General features: G+C 41.1%; 14 protein-coding genes. 12 read left to right on the top strand and 2 right to left on the bottom strand.

Annotated elements, in window-relative coordinates; translation table 11 throughout:
- The first annotated feature begins 18 nt into the window (after positions 1 to 18).
- From B0O44_RS22535 to B0O44_RS22505, 7 genes are all read left to right on the top strand, one after another.
- The gene (locus B0O44_RS22535; protein ID WP_110834363.1) at positions 19 to 1,479 is read left to right on the top strand and encodes a RagB/SusD family nutrient uptake outer membrane protein; all 1,461 of its coding nucleotides are present in this window, start codon (positions 19 to 21) and stop codon (positions 1,477 to 1,479) included.
- Positions 1,480 to 1,767: 288 nt separating this feature from the next.
- Complete coding sequence (locus tag B0O44_RS22530; protein WP_110834362.1) at positions 1,768 to 2,364, top strand: RNA polymerase sigma factor; 597 nt, start codon at positions 1,768 to 1,770, stop codon at positions 2,362 to 2,364.
- A 104-nt stretch (positions 2,365 to 2,468) separates the two neighbouring features.
- Positions 2,469 to 3,665, top strand: coding sequence for a FecR family protein (locus tag B0O44_RS22525; RefSeq protein ID WP_110834361.1), 1,197 nt, complete (start codon positions 2,469 to 2,471; stop codon positions 3,663 to 3,665).
- 220 nt (positions 3,666 to 3,885) lie between these two features.
- Positions 3,886 to 7,443 carry a SusC/RagA family TonB-linked outer membrane protein gene (locus B0O44_RS22520; protein WP_170123393.1) on the top strand — a complete coding sequence of 1,186 codons (3,558 nt, stop codon included), beginning with the start codon at positions 3,886 to 3,888 and terminating at the stop codon, positions 7,441 to 7,443.
- Between the two features lie 11 nt (positions 7,444 to 7,454).
- A complete protein-coding gene (locus B0O44_RS22515; RefSeq protein ID WP_110834359.1) occupies positions 7,455 to 8,903 on the top strand; it encodes a RagB/SusD family nutrient uptake outer membrane protein in 1,449 nt (482 codons plus the stop codon).
- 58 nt (positions 8,904 to 8,961) lie between these two features.
- Entirely contained in the window at positions 8,962 to 9,819 is an 858-nt protein-coding gene (locus tag B0O44_RS22510) for a substrate import-associated zinc metallohydrolase lipoprotein (protein WP_170123392.1), read from the top strand.
- 17 nt (positions 9,820 to 9,836) lie between these two features.
- Positions 9,837 to 10,802, top strand: a complete 966-nt coding sequence (locus tag B0O44_RS22505; protein ID WP_146229890.1) for a hypothetical protein — start codon at positions 9,837 to 9,839, stop codon at positions 10,800 to 10,802.
- Between the two features lie 78 nt (positions 10,803 to 10,880).
- Here the strand turns inward: B0O44_RS22505 and B0O44_RS22500 are convergent, their stop codons facing one another.
- Together B0O44_RS22500 and B0O44_RS22495 are read right to left on the bottom strand one after the other, a co-directional pair.
- Positions 10,881 to 11,903 (bottom strand): SDR family NAD(P)-dependent oxidoreductase, encoded by a 1,023-nt coding sequence (locus B0O44_RS22500; RefSeq protein WP_110834356.1) that lies wholly within the window; start codon positions 11,901 to 11,903, stop codon positions 10,881 to 10,883.
- A 67-nt stretch (positions 11,904 to 11,970) separates the two neighbouring features.
- Positions 11,971 to 12,543, bottom strand: a complete 573-nt coding sequence (locus B0O44_RS22495; RefSeq protein WP_110834355.1) for a Crp/Fnr family transcriptional regulator — start codon at positions 12,541 to 12,543, stop codon at positions 11,971 to 11,973.
- Positions 12,544 to 12,764: 221 nt separating this feature from the next.
- Here B0O44_RS22495 and B0O44_RS22490 point away from each other — a divergent pair, with 221 nt between their 5' ends.
- The 5 genes from B0O44_RS22490 (at position 12,765) to B0O44_RS22475 (ending at position 17,314) form a co-directional block, all read left to right on the top strand.
- The gene (locus B0O44_RS22490; RefSeq protein ID WP_110834354.1) at positions 12,765 to 13,568 is read left to right on the top strand and encodes a GIN domain-containing protein; all 804 of its coding nucleotides are present in this window, start codon (positions 12,765 to 12,767) and stop codon (positions 13,566 to 13,568) included.
- 108 nt (positions 13,569 to 13,676) lie between these two features.
- Complete coding sequence (locus B0O44_RS22485; RefSeq protein ID WP_110834353.1) at positions 13,677 to 14,867, top strand: multidrug effflux MFS transporter; 1,191 nt, start codon at positions 13,677 to 13,679, stop codon at positions 14,865 to 14,867.
- Between the two features lie 44 nt (positions 14,868 to 14,911).
- Positions 14,912 to 15,064, top strand: a complete 153-nt coding sequence (locus B0O44_RS25015; protein ID WP_170123391.1) for a hypothetical protein — start codon at positions 14,912 to 14,914, stop codon at positions 15,062 to 15,064.
- Positions 15,065 to 15,378: 314 nt separating this feature from the next.
- Entirely contained in the window at positions 15,379 to 16,260 is an 882-nt protein-coding gene (locus tag B0O44_RS22480; RefSeq protein ID WP_110834352.1) for a GIN domain-containing protein, read from the top strand.
- Positions 16,261 to 16,450: 190 nt separating this feature from the next.
- Positions 16,451 to 17,314, top strand: a complete 864-nt coding sequence (locus B0O44_RS22475) for an OmpA/MotB family protein (protein WP_110834351.1) — start codon at positions 16,451 to 16,453, stop codon at positions 17,312 to 17,314.
- Position 17,315 lies beyond the last annotated feature (1 nt).

Below are 17,315 nucleotides of genomic sequence, written 5' to 3'. Positions count from 1 at the left end.
TGGTCAAAAAATAAAATTATGATTAAAAGAAATATATATATAATGGCATTGTGCAGTGCTGCAATGCTGTTTTCGAGCTCCTGCAAAAAGGATCTTTTGAACCCGGTCCCTGAAACGACCGTGTCAATTGAATTTGCATTTGACTCCCCTTTTCGTATCGAGGCGCAGGCTTTGTCTTTGTACGGCTCTTTAAAAAGTGGAAATTTTTATGGCGGAAGGTATGTGGTGTATGGAAATTTGAGAGGTGAGGATTTTATCAATGAAACCAGTAACCTGGTGACTGCTTCAGATGTTTGGAGTATGAATTTAGCCAATAGTGCAACCTCTGTTAAAACCGCCTGGGCTCAGGGTTACCTGACCATTAACAGATGCAATGTTTTTATTGATGGAATGAATTCAAAAGGAACTTCCGTAGTTGGCGCTGCGGCCGGAATCAAATACATTGCCGAAGCAAGACTGGTCCGTGCTTTATCCTATTACAGTTTACTGCAGCTGTTTGCCCGCCCTTATGCGGATGGAAACGGTAGTAAGCCAGGTTTGCCGCTCCGTTTGGTTGGGGTTACTGCTCAAGGTTCGTCAGACATGGCCAGAAGTACGGTAGATCAGATTTATACCCAAATACTATCGGATTTAAATTTTGCCGAAACCAATTTACCTTTAACCAATACAGGGAACTTTAATGTGACCAGGGCACATCGGAATACAGCGATTGCCTTGAAAACAAGGGTTTATCTGAGTATGGGTAAATACCCGGAAGTGATTGCTGAAGCCAATAAAATAGTTCCGGCAGTTGCTCCATTTAAAGCAACGAGCGGAGTTCCAAATGATCTTCAGGCAGATATTACTGCGGTTTTTAAAACTTATACGACCAGCGAATCTGTATTTTCATTACCGATGAGCACTTCAGCGAGTCCGCTGGATTATCCGGGTACCCAGAATTCACTGGCTTCTTATTTTTACTTTACTGCAAATACACCAGGAACAACTGAGTATTCTTTGAACCCTGCGGGAATTGTTGCAGATGCAAACTGGAAAGCAACAGATAAAAGAAGAAGTTTGTTGTTTACCAAAGCAGATGGAAAGCGCTTTATGGCCAAATTCACGGCACCAAGCCCTTATACAGACTGGGTGCCGGTGATCCGTTGGGCAGAGGTGTTGTTAAACCTTGCAGAAGCCAGGGTACGGAGTACAAATACGGTAGATGCGCAGGCTTTGCTGTTGATTAATGCTGTTCGTCAGCGGTCTGATCCAAGTACCACACTTGCACCAGCAACAGTAGCTGCATTTACAGATGCCTTGCTTAATGAAAGAAGGATTGAGTTTTTAGGTGAGGGTTTAAGAGGTCCTGACCTGACCCGGTTATTGTTAACCATTCCTGCTAAAGGAAGCGCGCCTTCTAAGGGCCCTACCGAAGCTGGATATATATGGCCAATTTCTTCTGAGGAATTGTCTTTAAATAAGTTGATGACTGATAATTAAAATTCTTTTAAAATTGGGGGTCTGTGCGGCTATCATACAGACCCCCTTATTTGTGTCTATAGCTACAAGCATACCTCCATACAATTAAAATCTGGTTTTACCGGAAAATGCTTTTTATCAGCAGGATAGACATTTTCATTAGAGTATTGCAAGGATATATTTCTGGTTATTTTAACAGCAGAACTTTGTGCGTTTAATGAATTTCCATTACCTTACGGCTACAAACCAAACTAAATCATTCTTTTTCATTTGAACCAGGGAAAGGGTGTGCCTAATACTAAACCAACCATGAGTAAGAATTTGCCTGTTGCAGATGTGGAGATGCTGTTTCGGTTAAAAAGTGGAGACAACAGGGCTTTTGATTTTTTTTACAAAAAGCACAGGGGCCAATTGTATGCCAATATTCTGAAATTGATCAAGATTCCGGAAATTGCCTCAGATATCCTTCAGGAGGTGTTTGTTACGATATGGAACCATAAACACACTATAGATGTGGAGCAGTCTTTTGATAGTTATATTTTTCGGATTGCCCAGAATAAAGTTTATGATTTTTTTAGAAAAGTTTCCAGGGATAAAAAACTGGAAGAAAGACTGATGACTTTGTCGATGGGAGAGGAATACAATCCTATAGAAGACGGTTTACATTTGAAAGAACAATTTAGTTTACTGGAACAGGAAATAGAGCAATTGCCCCCTCAATGCCGAAGGGTGTTTAAAATGTGTAAAGTGGATGGAAAAAGTTATCAGGAGGTGGCTGAATTGATGAATATTTCAACAGCAACGGTTAACAATCATATTGTAAAAGCAACCCGGATACTCAAAAGAAACCTTTCGCATATTGATCTTTCTGTAATTTTAATATTAATGAAGCTCTTTTACAGATAAGAGGACTTAGTTTATTGCCTGTTTATCTTTTTTTTTAAAAAAAACTTTAATGGAGTAGTTGGTTTTTTCTTGATGAGCGTATTAGCTTAAAATAAGAAAAATAAATGCAAGCCATCTCAGAGTTATTCCATCGTTATCTCAACAATCAATGTACTGCTGAGGAAGTCAAAATTTTGCTGACTTATTTTGGTGAAAATAAAAGCCGGCAAGACCTGGAACAGTTGATTTTAAGTCAGCTCAATTCTCCTGCGCCTGAAGGCTTTGAGGAGCGGCCAGAGGTTGTTGCACTTTTTAAGCAAACAGATCTTTATCTGAATAACGAGATTTTTAATAAAAAAGAAGAAAAGAAAATCCGTTTTCCTTTTTACAAAGGTTTGGTGATCGCTGCAAGTGTCGCACTGCTATTTTCTGTGTCCCTTTATTTATATATACAATCTAAAAAACCGCATTCTTTTTCTCAAAGCCTGGCCGCTATGAATGTAAAACCAGGTACAGATAAGGCTACACTCACTCTGGCCGATGGTACTACTGTTATACTGGGTACCGATGACCAGAATGCAGTTTTAAATGACAAAGGCATCCGTATTAAAAAAACAAAAGACGGTACACTGGTTTATGAGATTCAAAATCAGGCCGAGGCAGAACATGCCGGGGGCTATAATGAACTCAGCACCCCAAGGGGGGCCAAATACCAGGTGCTGTTGCCCGATGGGACTAAGGTTTGGTTGAATGCTTCTTCTACATTACGTTATCCACTGGTGTTTGCAAAAGCCGAAAGAAGGGTGGAGCTCAAAGGCGAAGGATATTTTGAAGTTGAAAAAGTTTTTAAAGATAACCAGCGTATTCCTTTTTACGTGGAAACACCCAAACAGATTATCCAGGTACTGGGAACAGAATTTAACATCAGTGCCTACGATGACGATGCCGAAGCCAGAACAACATTGGTTTCAGGAAAAGTAAATGTATGGGGACGTAAAGGAAATGAGCATGAGATTTTAAATCCTGGTGAACAGGCCATTTCTGTCTCTGCAAATTCCATAGAAGTGATCAAAGTCAATCCGGAGATTTCCAGGGCTTGGAAAAACGGGAATTTTATGTTTGAAGATATGTATTTAAAAGACATTCTGAAACAGGTTTCCCGCTGGTATAATGTTGAAATTGATTATGAGCACCTGCCCCAGACCCGCTATAATGCTTTGGTGTCCAGATCGGAACCCTTATCAAATGTGCTCAGAATGCTCGAAAAGACAGGAAACATCAAATTTAAATTAACCAATAATGTGATTAAAGTAACTTATTAAATGAAAAGGCCTATGTAACATACGATACGTTCTTAAAAATGAACCGGCTGCGCGGCAACGCAACCGGTTCTATCAAGATAACCGTCAATCAATAAACCAACTGTTAACCAATTACCTTACAAACAAAAGTATGAATTTAAAAGTTCAGCGCAAGCTATTGCCATACCTATGGCAAAAATTTAGCCTTGTGAAAAATTTTATCTATAAATTTTCATTAGCCATGAAGTTGACCGCTGTTTTACTAATTGTTGCAAGTTTGCAAATTTCAGCTAAAACATTTTCGCAGAAAATTACACTTTCTGTAAAAAATACAGCACTTAATGAAGTTCTTCAGGAGATTAGAAAACAAAGCGGCTATAAGCTGGTCTACAATACCGACCAGTTAAAAAAGTCTCATCCGGTGAGTATGTCTGTCCATGAAGCTTCATTGGAAGAAACGCTGGCTAAAGCAATGACCAACCAGCCCTTTGAATTTGAAATAGAAGACAAGACCATATTAATTAATCCCTCTCTTCGAAAAACGGCAACGGAGCTCACGCCTGCTGTACAAAAAATTGTCATTACAGGTAAGGTTGCCGATGGCAAAGGCCCTCTTGTGGGGGCTACTGTAATGGAAAAAGGTACTAAAAATGTGGTGACCACAAATGACAAAGGTGAGTTTTCCATAAAAGTTGATCAGGCCGGAGTAATGCTTGTTTTTAGTTATATCGGCTTTAGCAAAAAAGAACTGCCGGCAAGCACCACTTTTATGAATGTTGTTCTTCAGGGCGGAGATATGGGGCTTAATGAGGTGGTGGTTACGGGATACCAAAAGATCGATAAAAAGACATTTACCGGCTCGGTGAGTCAGGTCAGCAAAGAACTGGTGAACCGCTCTGGTTATACCGATGTTTCCAGAATGCTGCAGGGGGCTGCTGCCGGCGTGAGTGTAGAAAATGTTTCGGGAACATTTGGGGCCACACCCAAAATCAGGATCCGGGGTAATGCCTCCATCAGTGCCAACCAGGAACCCCTTTATGTGATCAATGGGGTGCCCATTGCATCACCGGCAAACATCAGTGTAAACCAGTTGTATTCAGGAGATCCTGCATCTTTACTGGGTTCGGCAATTGCCGGATTAAATGCTTCTGATATAGAGGATATTACTATTCTTAAAGATGGTTCGGCAACCGCTTTATATGGGACCAGGGCTGCCAATGGTGTAATTTCCATTACCACCAAAAAAGGGAAGAAAAACTCTACTGTCATTAATCTGAGTACCGCTTTTACTGTAGGGGTTAAACCAAACATTAACCAGTACAATGTGATGAATTCAGAACAGCAAATGGACCTTTCCCGTGACTTATTTAATTATGGTTATTTGTCTGTTTTAAATTACCCTTCTACAACAGGCGCATTTAGCGATCCCTATATGAGGTATGCAAACAACCAGATCAGCAAAGATCAGTTTAATGCCGAGCTGAACAGGGCCCGTTCGGTGAACACCGATTGGTTTGATGTGCTTTTCAGGAACAACCTTTTGCAGGAGCATAGTTTATCTTTTTCAGGCGGCGGTGATAAATCGACCTATTATTTATCAGGAAGTTATGCGAATGATAACGGATCGGCTGTGGGGTACAACATGAAAAGGTATACCACGGATTTTAGGGTAGTCCTTAACTTGACCCCAAAACTTGATGTGGATTTTAACCTGAATGCCTCTTTTCGTAACCAGCTTTCACCAGGTACCTTTAACGGGACACAAAATAATTTTGAAACCACCCGTGCCTTTGAACTGAACCCTGCTACTTATGCCGCAACAACCAGCAGGGCGATGTCTCCATATGATGAAAATGGAAATTATAAGTACTATTTGCGTAGTTATGCCCCTTTTAACATCCTGGAGGAGATTAACGAAAATTTTAACACCCTGAAATCACAGGATGTTCGTTTTGCAGTCCGCCCGACTTACAGGATTACAAAAAACCTGACTTTTGAAACCCTGGTGTCTGCTAGAAAAACTTCTGCGAATTACGATCACGTGATGACTGAATATTCTAACGTAGCGGCAGCTTACCGTGTAGCCACGAATGATAAACTGAGGTCATTAAACCCTTATTTGTATAAAGATCCATCTGATCCCAATTCTATTCCGGAGACCATTTTACCGCGGGGTGGGATATTGGAAGCGCGTCAGAATATCGGAAACTTTTTTTACATGACCAATACACTTTCATGGAAGCAGCAATTTAATCAAAAGCATAATTTAAGTGTTTTTGGAGGATTTGAGCTGGCTTCAGATAAAGTGACCAGCAGTTTTACCCGCGGTTATGGTTATATGTATTACGGAGGGAAAATTATTTCTCCAAGTATTCTGGCCATGAAGAAAGCGCTGGAAACGGACGACCGTTATTACATTGAAGGATTTACTCAGGAGAACAGAACCGCCTTGTTTATTTCCACTCAGTATAGTTTTGACAATAAATATAACATTGAACTTGCCGGAAGGGTGGATGGCAACAACATGTTTGGAAGAAAAACCCAGACCAGATTTTTGCCAAATTACAGTATTGGTGTTTCCTGGAATGTGGATAAAGAAAAATTCTTTAGTGCAATCAATAGCGCTGGTAAAATTGATTACTTAAAAATCAGGGGTAGTTATGGTTTAAGGGGAAATGCGTACCAGACTTCTCCAAATATCAATGCCAATTATGTGAACCTGAACCGCCCTGATGCAGTAAATAGCGAAATAGGAATTAGAATTTTTGCGCCTGAATTGTATAGTTTAAGTTGGGAAAAGGATTACACAGCCAACCTTGGCTTTGAAATCGGTTTGTTTAATAAATTAAACCTGGTTACCGAATTTTACAGCAGAAGAAATAAAGACCTGATTAAATCCAGTACCGTAGGTTATGAAGATGGTTTTTCTTCTAAAACCATCAACTGGGCTTCTTTAAAAAATGAAGGTATTGACATTACCCTTGGTGTAAAGGATATTGTGGCTACACGGAATTTTAAATGGGGCGCCGATTTTATATTCGGTTATGTTAAAAACACCATGACCGAAGGTGACCTGTTTTCTCCTTTACTGACCGAGAAAACCAAGCCTGACGGCTATGGTACTAAAGGCAAACCTTTGTATGGCTTGTACGCCTATAATTTTGCCGGTTTGGATGCCAACGGACAACCTTTGTTTAAGGATAAAAGCAATGGCAATGTTGTGGATAATATCGTGCTTTCCAGCACAAATGATGGCTTGATCACTTACATGGGCCCCAGACAACCAACCACAACTGGATCTTTAACCAATACTTTTAAATACAAGTCACTTGAATTGAGGGTCTTTTTGACCTATAGTTTAGGCAATAAGGTATTCCGCTCTCCTATGGTGAAAAGGATTTATGCCGATGACCTAGCTGCCTCGCAGGACATTGATGCCCGCTGGCGTACTGCCGGCGATGAACGGCTGACCAATATTCCAGGTTTGGTTTCCAATATCCAGAATGCTTATTTATCCTCTGCTTTTATCCAGAACGAATTTGCATACAACCGCAGTGATTTAATGGTGGTCAGCGCAGATGTACTGCGTTTAAGTGAGGTCATGCTTTCCTATAACCTTGGACCTAAAATTCTGCAAAACACCCCATGGTTAAAAAGTGCACGACTTACATTTTCGGCCAATAACATTCATTACTGGGCAAGCAGCAAACTGAGGGGAGTGGACCCGCAAAGCTTAATTACCGGGGTGAGCTTGCCAAACCCAAGAAGTTATACCTTAAGATTAATTGCACAGTTCTAAAATATAAAACAATGACTCTATTCAATATAAAAAATAGTATAGCCTCATTATTGACCGTGCTTGCACTGTGTTTTGTGGGCTGCAAAAAATTTACAGAGAAACCCTATGACAACAGGATTGAACTGAAATTTACGGAGCATTATCAACAGATACTGGCCGATGCCTATCCGGCCAGGCATGAAATGTTTACAGATATCCTGACCGATGATTATGATTTTCATACCAATTTGGCCCAGGCTTCCATTGTGGGTTACTTTTTACCTATGTATTTATGGAAGGACGATTATCCGGATAACAATTTTACGGGGCCAGACCTGGCTTACCGGGAGTTTTATGCAAAAATATACCGGTCAAATATTGTTATTAGCGGCGTGATGGGCTCTGAAAAGGGTAGCGCGGAACTTAAAGCTGCTGTACTTGGGGAAGCCCTTGTGCTTAGAGCCTATTGCCATTTTATGCTGGTCAACTTATTTGGACAGCATTATAACCCCTCAACTGCGGCCAGCGATCTTGGGGTGCCGGTTGTGACAGAAGTGAACGAGGACAATGTAAAGCATTATGCCAGAAATACGGTTCAGGAAGTGTATGCACAGATTGAGAAAGATGCGGCCGAAGGGATTGCGCAACTCCAGAAAGGAGGCAACAGTGTCTCTAAGAATCCTTATCATTTTTCACTGGCCAGTGCCAATGCCTTTATGTCCCGTGTAAAGCTATACAAAGGGGAATGGGCAGCTTCAATTAAATTCGCTGATGCTGTAATTGCAGATAAAGGCCGGATTGTAAGAGACCTGGCAACTGACCTGACCTTGATTACCCAGAGTGGTATACAGTTTTTTACGGCCAAATATATGGACCCGACCACTCATCCCAATATATTACTGGATTACTACAGCCCGAGCTTAAGTTTTCTGGCGCCAACAGGATTTACCTTGTGTGGATTTTTTCCGGCAGACAACATTACCCCTGTGTTTACCAGTCAGGATCTGAGGGCCAAACTCTTGTATCCGGTTGGAACGGTTATCGACAAAAGGGTTATGGTGACCAAATATGAAGTTCAGCCAAACAATCCGAATGGTTCTTTCAGGGCTTCTTATCTTTCTATGGAAGAAGTTTTACTCAACAGGGCAGAAGCAGTGCTCCGGAGTGGGGGGACTGTGCAGGATGCGCTGACCGATCTGGAAGTTTTACGTAAAGCCCGGTACAGTCCTTATACTGCACTGAACCCAGCAGGTTTAAGCACTGCCGATTTATTGACAACGGTATTGCTGGAACGCAGAAAAGAATTTATTAATGAAGGCCTTCGCTGGTTTGACGTAAAAAGACTGGGGTTAAAAGTAGACCATAGCTTGTCCAGGGGACAAGCACCTGAAACTTTGCAGGCGAATGATTTAAGAAAAGTACTCCAGATCCCGAGAAAAGAAAGGGAGGGTAATCCAAATATTCAGTTAAATCCAAGATAGAACAGATGACCATCCATTCATTCAAACAGATTTAAAACAACATTAAATGAATAGCATCATGAAAACAAGATATTTAACCGGCCTTTTAGTTGCATGTATTGCAGTGGCCCTTATTGCCAGCTGTAAAAAGGACAGTAAATTACCCGATCAGACCCCTATAGACTATACGGCCATCAAGACCGGGGTGCCCAATGCCCTGGACAAATTAACCGATACCCTGTTTAAAACCTATGGGGTGCGGGTGTTCTATGAATTTAACCCCCGGGTTATAGATCCGACTACTTTTTATGTTCCGGCGCAATTTGATAAAGCGCAACTGTATACCAAGTATGTGATAGAGAAAACCTGGCTGGAACCCCTGAGCAAAAGCTTTCCAAAATTTTTGAATGACCAGAAACCTATTGAATTTCTTATTGTTGGTACCGGAATCCATTTTAATTCCATTAACAGTGGAACTGCAGCCGGTGCAGGATTAAATGCACAGTATTACCGGCTGGGAATGGGCGGGGTAGATAACCTGGCTTTTACCAAAGCGGGAATAAGGGAACATATTTGTATCCTTTATCATGAACACGCCCACCAGCTGGATCAGAAATATGGTCGGGGATATGCCTATGACCGGGTTTCGCAGGGGACATATTACCAGTTGAACTATGCCAGCAGAACAGATGCCCAGGCGCAGACGGATGGCTTTTTCAGGGCTTATGGTGGTTATGCACCGGAAGAGGATTTTGCAACTTCAGTAGAAGCCATGATCCGTTATTCAAAAGCCGATATATTGAAAATTGTAGCTAAAAATGCAAAGCTCGCAACGAAATATCAGATGGTCTATAAATTTTATCTGGACAAAGGGATAGACCTGCACCAAATGCACGATGTGCTGGATGATGTTGTTAACCGCTTACCCCTACAGTAATTCTAAAACGAACCAAAATGAAAAAACTATATAACCTAATTTTCCTGGCTATACTTTTTTGTATGGTCCTGTCCTGTAAAAAGGAAGCCTTATTGGATGGAGGACAATCCATTGAAAGATCAGGTAAACTGGAAAGGGACCTGAAGGCCCAAATGCATGATGCCAAGGATGGCTGGATCTTATTTGTATCCTCGCTGAACACCGATGTTAAGACTGCAACCCCTTTTATCATGAAGTTTGATACGACTCAAAATAAAGTGAGCATGACTTCAATTTATGGAAATGCCGTAGAGTCTTATTTTAAAATCTCGGCTTCAACAGGTATGCCTTTGCTGAGTTTTTCGACTGGATCGGCAATTTCAAGTGTCTATGAAATTGGTGGTACAGAAATTACAGACTACTTTTTTAAAATTGTAAGGGTAGTTCCCGATACGATTGTGATGCAGTCTTACCGCCAGGGCGGAACCTATCAAAAAGAAGGTGGTGCAATTCTTAAACTGATTAGAAATACCAAACCTGCCTGGACCCGGGACTGGCAACAGGAAACCACAAAAATTTACACCCAGGCTCCTCAGTTTTTTGGTTTTTACATGACAGCCAACCTGCGTTATGCCAGTGGCGAAGCTTTTACTCCGGCTACCATTGCATTTTTGAAGCAATCGGCAGGTAATTATGCTTTTTTTAAGGCCAGTTATCCGACAACGGTAAATAATAAACAAGTTGAACCCATTACCTGGGCTTATTATGCAACTCCATCTACTGGAATTGGGCCCTTGGGCATGCTTGGGTATAACTCTTTATTTTGTGAGGTGAGCAACGGCTATAGCCCGGCAAGTTTATTCAGCACCGGGCCTGCTACCCTTCAAAAATTATTTAAAACAAATTACTTTTTAATCAGAAAAGTGAATGCGACCTCAATTGATGTTTTTGCGCTGGACAAAGACGGAAAAGAGATCATTACCGGGACAATTTCCCTCAATTAGACTTAGGTTAGTAATATATAGCGAAAAAGTGGTTTGGCGGATGCCGGCCACTTTTTTTGATTTTAATGCGCCGGGACTTTAGTGAAACTGAAACTCGTCATTTTTATGCTCCATTAAGTACAACATAGCCTCACGGACTGCAGTTGCAGGATCTTTAGGATTAAATTCAAGCTCTGTTCTGGCTTTGGAGATGTCGAAATCCTGCTGAAGGCCCGAAAACATTGCAATGTCTTTTGTGGTTAGCAGTGGCGCTTTTCCACTGATTTTGCTTCCCATTTCCATGAGCCAGGCGACACCGTACAATAAGAACCTGGGTACTGAAACAGGTAGTTTTATCTGCAGTTCGGGGAAGAGCTCCTGAGCGATTTTAGTGGTTTCTTTTATGGAAGTACATTTTTCATTGGCAAGGATATAACGCTCCCCTGTTTTTCCCCTGGTGGCCGCAAGGTAACAGCCCTGGGCTACATCCTTTACGTCAATCCAATTTAAGGTAATGTTGGTTTCTACGGGGATTTCCTTTTTAAGGATGAGCCGGATAATGTTATAGGAAACACTCAGGTTGTCTGTTGATTCTGCCCCAATCATGGCAGAAGGAAGTACTGCAACAAGTTCAATATGGTGCTTTTTGGCCAGCTCAAAAGCCAGCTGCTCCCCGTCATTTTTCGAATTGTAATACATGTCCCGCCGATCGGGGTTGTGGCCATAACTCTCTTTTGCTGGCAATACAGCGTAATTGAGTGCAGCAATAGAGCTCACATAGACAATACGTTGTACCCCTGCCTGAGCAGCGGCTTCAATCATATTTTTTGTTCCCTGGAGGTTTACATCATAAATTTCCTTTTTAGGGTCTTTTGCCCATAGTTTGAAAGCTGCCCCAACTGCATAGAGTATTTTTACCCCTTGCATGGCTTTGATCAATGAGGCCTTGTCGGTAATGTCTGCCTGTACAATTTCGCAGTCCAGGCTGTTTAACGCAGAGCCGCTCTTTAAGGTCCGGACGGAGGCGCGTACAGGGATACCTTTGCTGATGAGCAGTTTTGCTAAATTATATCCGAGATGACCATTGGCCCCGGTCACCAATGCTAAATTTTCTTGTGTCATGTTTTTGATTTTAATGAACAGCACAAAATTCTGTTGTATTTATCCGGATATACTTGACATTTGTTAGTTAATTGTTTTTTCTGCGGATCCGGCTGAGGCTTTCGGGTTTCATTCCTAAAAAAGAGGCAATGTACTGCAAGGGGACCTGGAGCAGGATTTCGGGGTAGTTTTTTAGGAGGTTTTGATAACGTTGCTCGGCACTTAAACTGGCCAGTTCTTTGGAGCGGTTCTCGTTGTAGGTAATGGATTGCTGGAAAACCAAAATGCTGTAATCCTTAAAGCTGCTGCTTTGACTGCAAAGTTTATCCAGGCCAGACTTATCGATTTTAAGTAGTTCGCAATTGGTAATGCATTCTACATATTCATTTGATTTGGTCCCATTGATAAAGTGTGTGTAAGAGGTTATAAATCCGGGCGGGCAATTGATGTGCGTGGTCAGCTCGTCACCCTGCTCATTGTAATGAAATAACCTCATGAAACCAGATACAATATAATATAAGTATTGTGGAACCTGCCCGGCTTCTTCTATGACCCGGTTTTTTGGGAAATGAACGGGTTCGAAGTAAGTGCTGCACAATTGCTGGTCTGCCTGGGACAGTTTAATTTGGGCGGAGATGTTACGGATCAGGTGCTGGTGCATTTTTTTTAACTTTTTGCAAGGTCTGTAAATAATTCCTTTTTGAAGGGAAAATGATACAAAAAATTGAACCCCTAAAAAGCAGCCGATGCTTGTCGATTTAATCGGGGCGTTGGTCGATGAATAGCTGTTTATGGTATAATACAGGCATTTTGGCTGAAACGTTTGTGAATTAATGGTGTCTTATGTTCAAAAGGAATTAAGAAAATTAAAATATTAAAGATATGAAAACTGCTATCCAAACATTATTCGCCAGCGCATTAACTGTTCTGGTATTAAGCTCTTCAGCATTTACAACTTTTGCAAAAGACGGAATTGAAAAAAATACTTCCAGCCATGTTTCTGCAGCAGCAGGTTATAACATGATCAAAGTGAATGGAAATGTACAGGTTTACATTAGCCAGGGCAACAAAGAAAGCATCCGTGTGGTGACCAGCGCAGCCGGAGATAAAGTCTCTGTTCAAAAAGAAGGCAAGAAACTGCTGATCAGTTCCAGCGAAGAGATGCCAGCCAGTGTGTACGTTTGTGTGAAAGACCTGAAAAGGATTGAAGCATCTGACCGTTCTAGCATAAAATCACAAGGTAATATCGATTTGTCTGTACTACAGGTATTTTTATCAGAACAAGCTTCTGCCGAGCTGAATGTCAACACAGAAGGTTTATATACTGTGGTTAAAGATGGTTCTGATTTAAAATTAAGTGGTAAATCCGAAGAGCACATTTTGGTAAAAGGTCAGTCATCGACCGTAAAAACAACGGGTTTTGTTTCTGGCAAAACAGAAAGTTCTGAGCTTAGCTTTGCTGCTCCGGTTGATTTGGATGCACAGTTTGAAGAAAGCCTTAAACTGGAAATGAGCCCGGTTAAAGTTTCTGTTTTTAGCCATACAATTGATTTGGATGCACAATTTGAAGAAAGCCTTAAACTGAAAATTAATCCGGTTAAAGCTTCTACTTTTAGCCACACAATTGATTTAGATGCACAATTTCAGGAAAGCCTGCTTACAGGACAAAGCCTGCTGAAATCATAAGCGATCACTTTTTACACACACCAGCCAGGAAATCATTTAGCTTTCCTGGCTTTTTCGTTTTATAAATTAAAATCTTCCCATCTTTGTAGCTGAAAATATCCCAGCCCAATGTCTGCAAAGTCAAAAAATTTCTATACGATTTTAATTTTAGGTTCTTTGTCCGCTTTAGGGCCATTTTCCATCGATATGTATCTTCCGGGCTTTGATGCCATTGCGAAAGACCTTCATACCACCATTCCAAAAGTTTCCCTGTCTTTATCTGGTTTTTTTATTGGTATATCGGCAGGACAGTTGCTCTATGGGCCGCTTTTGGATAAGTTTGGGAGAAAAAAGCCGCTTTATTTTGGGCTGCTGATTTATATACTTGCTTCCCTGGGCTGTCTGGCGGTCACTGACATTAATCAGTTGATTGTGTTGCGTTTTGTTCAGGCTATAGGGAGTTGTGCGACTGCTGTGGCATCGGTAGCTATGGTCCGTGATCTTTTTACCATAGGGGAGAGCCCTAAGGTTTTTGCCTCCCTGATGCTGGTCATTGCAGTTTCTCCTATGTTGGCCCCAACTGCAGGAGGGTATTTGATTGCAGGTTTAGGCTGGCAATATGTATTCGTTTTTTTGGCTTTCATGGCCGTTTTGATGTTCCTTGCTGCTTTCTTTTTTTTACCGGAAAGCTATGTTCCAGACCCGGCTTACTCTTTAAAGCCCGCGCCGATTTTAAAAAGTTTCCGCTCGGTTGCAATAGAACCACAGTTTTACACCTATGCCCTGATTACTTCTTTGGCTTTTTCGGGCCTGTTTGCTTATGTTTCTGCTTCACCTATGGTGTTTATGAACTTGTACGGAATCAGCAAAACAGGTTACGGATGGATCTTCGCGCTGCTTTCAGTTGCATTTATTGGTTCCAGCCAAGTCAATAGCCTGATTTTAAGGTGGCACAACAGTAAAAAAATTGTCACTTCGGCTTTGCTTGCGCAAGCTATTTTTAGTTTGCTGTTCCTTTTGGCAGCCACAAATCACTTACTGAATATTTATAGCACCGTTATTTTTATCGCACTCTTTTTAGCTTGTCTGGGTTTAATTAACCCGAATGCTGCGGCTTTATCTCTTGCCCCTTTCAGTAAAAATGCAGGAAGTGCCTCGGCCTTACTGGGCGCACTGCAAATGGGTCTTGGGGCGCTGGCTTCTGTGGTGGTTAGTTTTTTTCCTGAAAAATCGACCCTGGCCATGCCCCTGATTATGACTGTAGCTTCTTTTCTGGCTTTGTTTTGCCTGATGGCTTACCAAAAGAGAAAGTCCGTTTAATAAATCCCATTGGTTTTTTACCCACATATCCTTAGATTTGAACCATGAGCAAAGCAAAGCAAATTAAAGAAGCCTCTTCGAAATTTAAATTACCCAGAAAACTCAAAAAAGCCCAGACCAAAGCGCGTCTGAAACAGGCTTCGGAATACCTTTGGAATGAGCTGGCAAAAGGTTTTGAAGAAGCGAAAGGAAGCTAAGCGCGAATTGCCTGCTTTCTGCTGCTAGATATGGATGGCTGTATGGAAAGCCATATCTGAAATATCTCTTTATCTTTTTTTATAATTTCTGTTTTCCTGCATCATAGAACCCTCTATGTATGTGCGGGATAATCCCTTATTTTTTTAAATCCTTCCGGTAGGTTAAAAAAAGCAAGCGATGCTTGTCGATTTAATCGGGGCGTTGGTCGATGAATAGCTGATTATGGTATAATACAAGCATTTTGAGTGAAACGTTTGTGAATTAATGGTGTCTTATGATCAAAAGGAATTAAGAAAATTAAAATATTAAAGATATGAAAACTGCTATCCAAACATTATTCGCCAGCGCATTAACTGTTCTGGTATTAAGCTCTTCAGCATTTACAACTTTTGCAAAAGACGGAATTGAAAAAAATACTTCCAGCCATGTTTCTGCAGCAGCAGGTTATAACATGATCAAGGTGAACGGAAATGTACAGGTTTACATTAGCCAGGGCAACAAAGAAAGCATCCGTGTGGTGACCAGTGGGGCCGGGGATAAAGTGTCTGTTCAAAAAGAAGGCAACAAACTGCTGATCAGTTCCAGCGAAGAGATGCCGGCCAGTGTATACGTTTGTGTTAAAGACCTGAGAAGGATTGAAGCATCTGACCGTTCTAGTGTAAAATCACAAGGTAATATCGATTTGTCTGTACTACAGGTATTTTTATCAGAACAAGCTTCTGCTGAGCTGAATGTCAACACAGAAGGTTTATATACTGTGGTTAAAGATGGTTCTGATTTAAAATTAAGCGGTAAATCCGAAGAGCACATTTTGGTAAAAGGTCAGTCATCGACCGTAAAAACAACGGGTTTTGTTTCTGAGAAAACAGAAAGTTCTGAGCTTAGCTTTGCTGCTCCGGTTGATTTGGATGCACAATTTGAAGAAAGCCTTAAACTGGAAATGAACCCGGTTAAAGCTTCTGTTTTTAACCATACAGTTGATTTGGATGCACAGTTTCAGGAAAGCCTTAAACTGGAACTAAGCCCAGTTAAAGCTTCTGTTTTTAGTCGTACAATTGATTTAGATGCGCAATTTCAGGAAAGCCTTAAACTGGAAATGAACCCGGTTAAAGCCTCGGTTTCTAACCGTACAATTGATTTAGATGCACAATTTCAGGAAAGCCTGCTTACAGGACAAAACCTGCTGAAATCATAAAATTACAGATCTGCCAATCGTAGAAAAGCCAGGGAATTGTTAAAATTCCCTGGCTTTTTTGCCTTATGGGTTTTGTGGTATGAAAATTTCGTTAAAATAAGTATCTTGCTTAGGAGCGGTGAAACTTTTTTTCATCATTTGCGTTTAGGTAGTAGAATCAATTATTAAAAGGCATTTTAAACATTTAATCATGAAATTTCCCATCCTGGCCCTAACTGGAATTGCGTTTCTCGCAATTACCCAGGGCTGTGTAAGCACCAAAAAATACGAACAACTGCAGTCCAGTTATAATGAATTGCAGGAAAAGACCAGAGACATCAATCAAAAATACCAGAGCAGTCAGCAGGAACTTTCCGGTTCCAGTTCCAGGGTAAAGAGCCTGGAAGAGCAAATTGCTTCGGAACGTTCTAATGTTGCCTCTCTTCAGGCTGCTTTAAACAAGTGTTTAACTTCTTCTAGCCAGGGCAATGTAAACATCTCTAAGCTGGTCGATGAAATCAACAGTTCGAATAAATACATTCAGCATTTGGTGAACACCAAAAACAAAAGCGACTCTTTAAATATGGTGTTGACCAATAACCTTACCCGTTCGTTGAGCCGGGAGGAAATGAGAGATGTGGATGTTCAGGTATTAAAAGGAGTTGTTTATATTTCTTTATCGGATAATATGCTTTATAAATCCGGAAGTTATGAGATTTCTGATAAGGCTGGAGAAACGCTAAGCAAAATTGCAAAAATTATAAAAGACTATAAAGATTATGAGGTTTTGATTGAAGGTAACACCGATAACGTGCCGATTTCAAAAGTAAACATCAGAAACAACTGGGACCTGAGTGCTTTGAGGGCTTCCTCTGTTGTGCAGGCTTTACAAAATACTTATGGGGTAGACCCAAAGCGTTTAACGGCTGGTGGAAGAGGGGAATATAACCCTGTTGCCGGTAACGATACAGATGCAGGGAAAGCAACCAACCGACGTACCCAGATTATCATTACACCAAAACTGGATCAGTTTATGGAACTGATTGGAAAAGCTCCGGATACGACCAAGCAGTAAT

Origin of the sequence: Pedobacter nutrimenti (genome assembly GCF_003208655.1) — a bacterium.
Taxonomy (GTDB): Bacteria; Bacteroidota; Bacteroidia; order Sphingobacteriales; family Sphingobacteriaceae; genus Pedobacter; species Pedobacter nutrimenti.
Note: the sequence above shows the minus strand (reverse complement) of the source record. Positions and strands in the feature narration are given on the sequence as shown.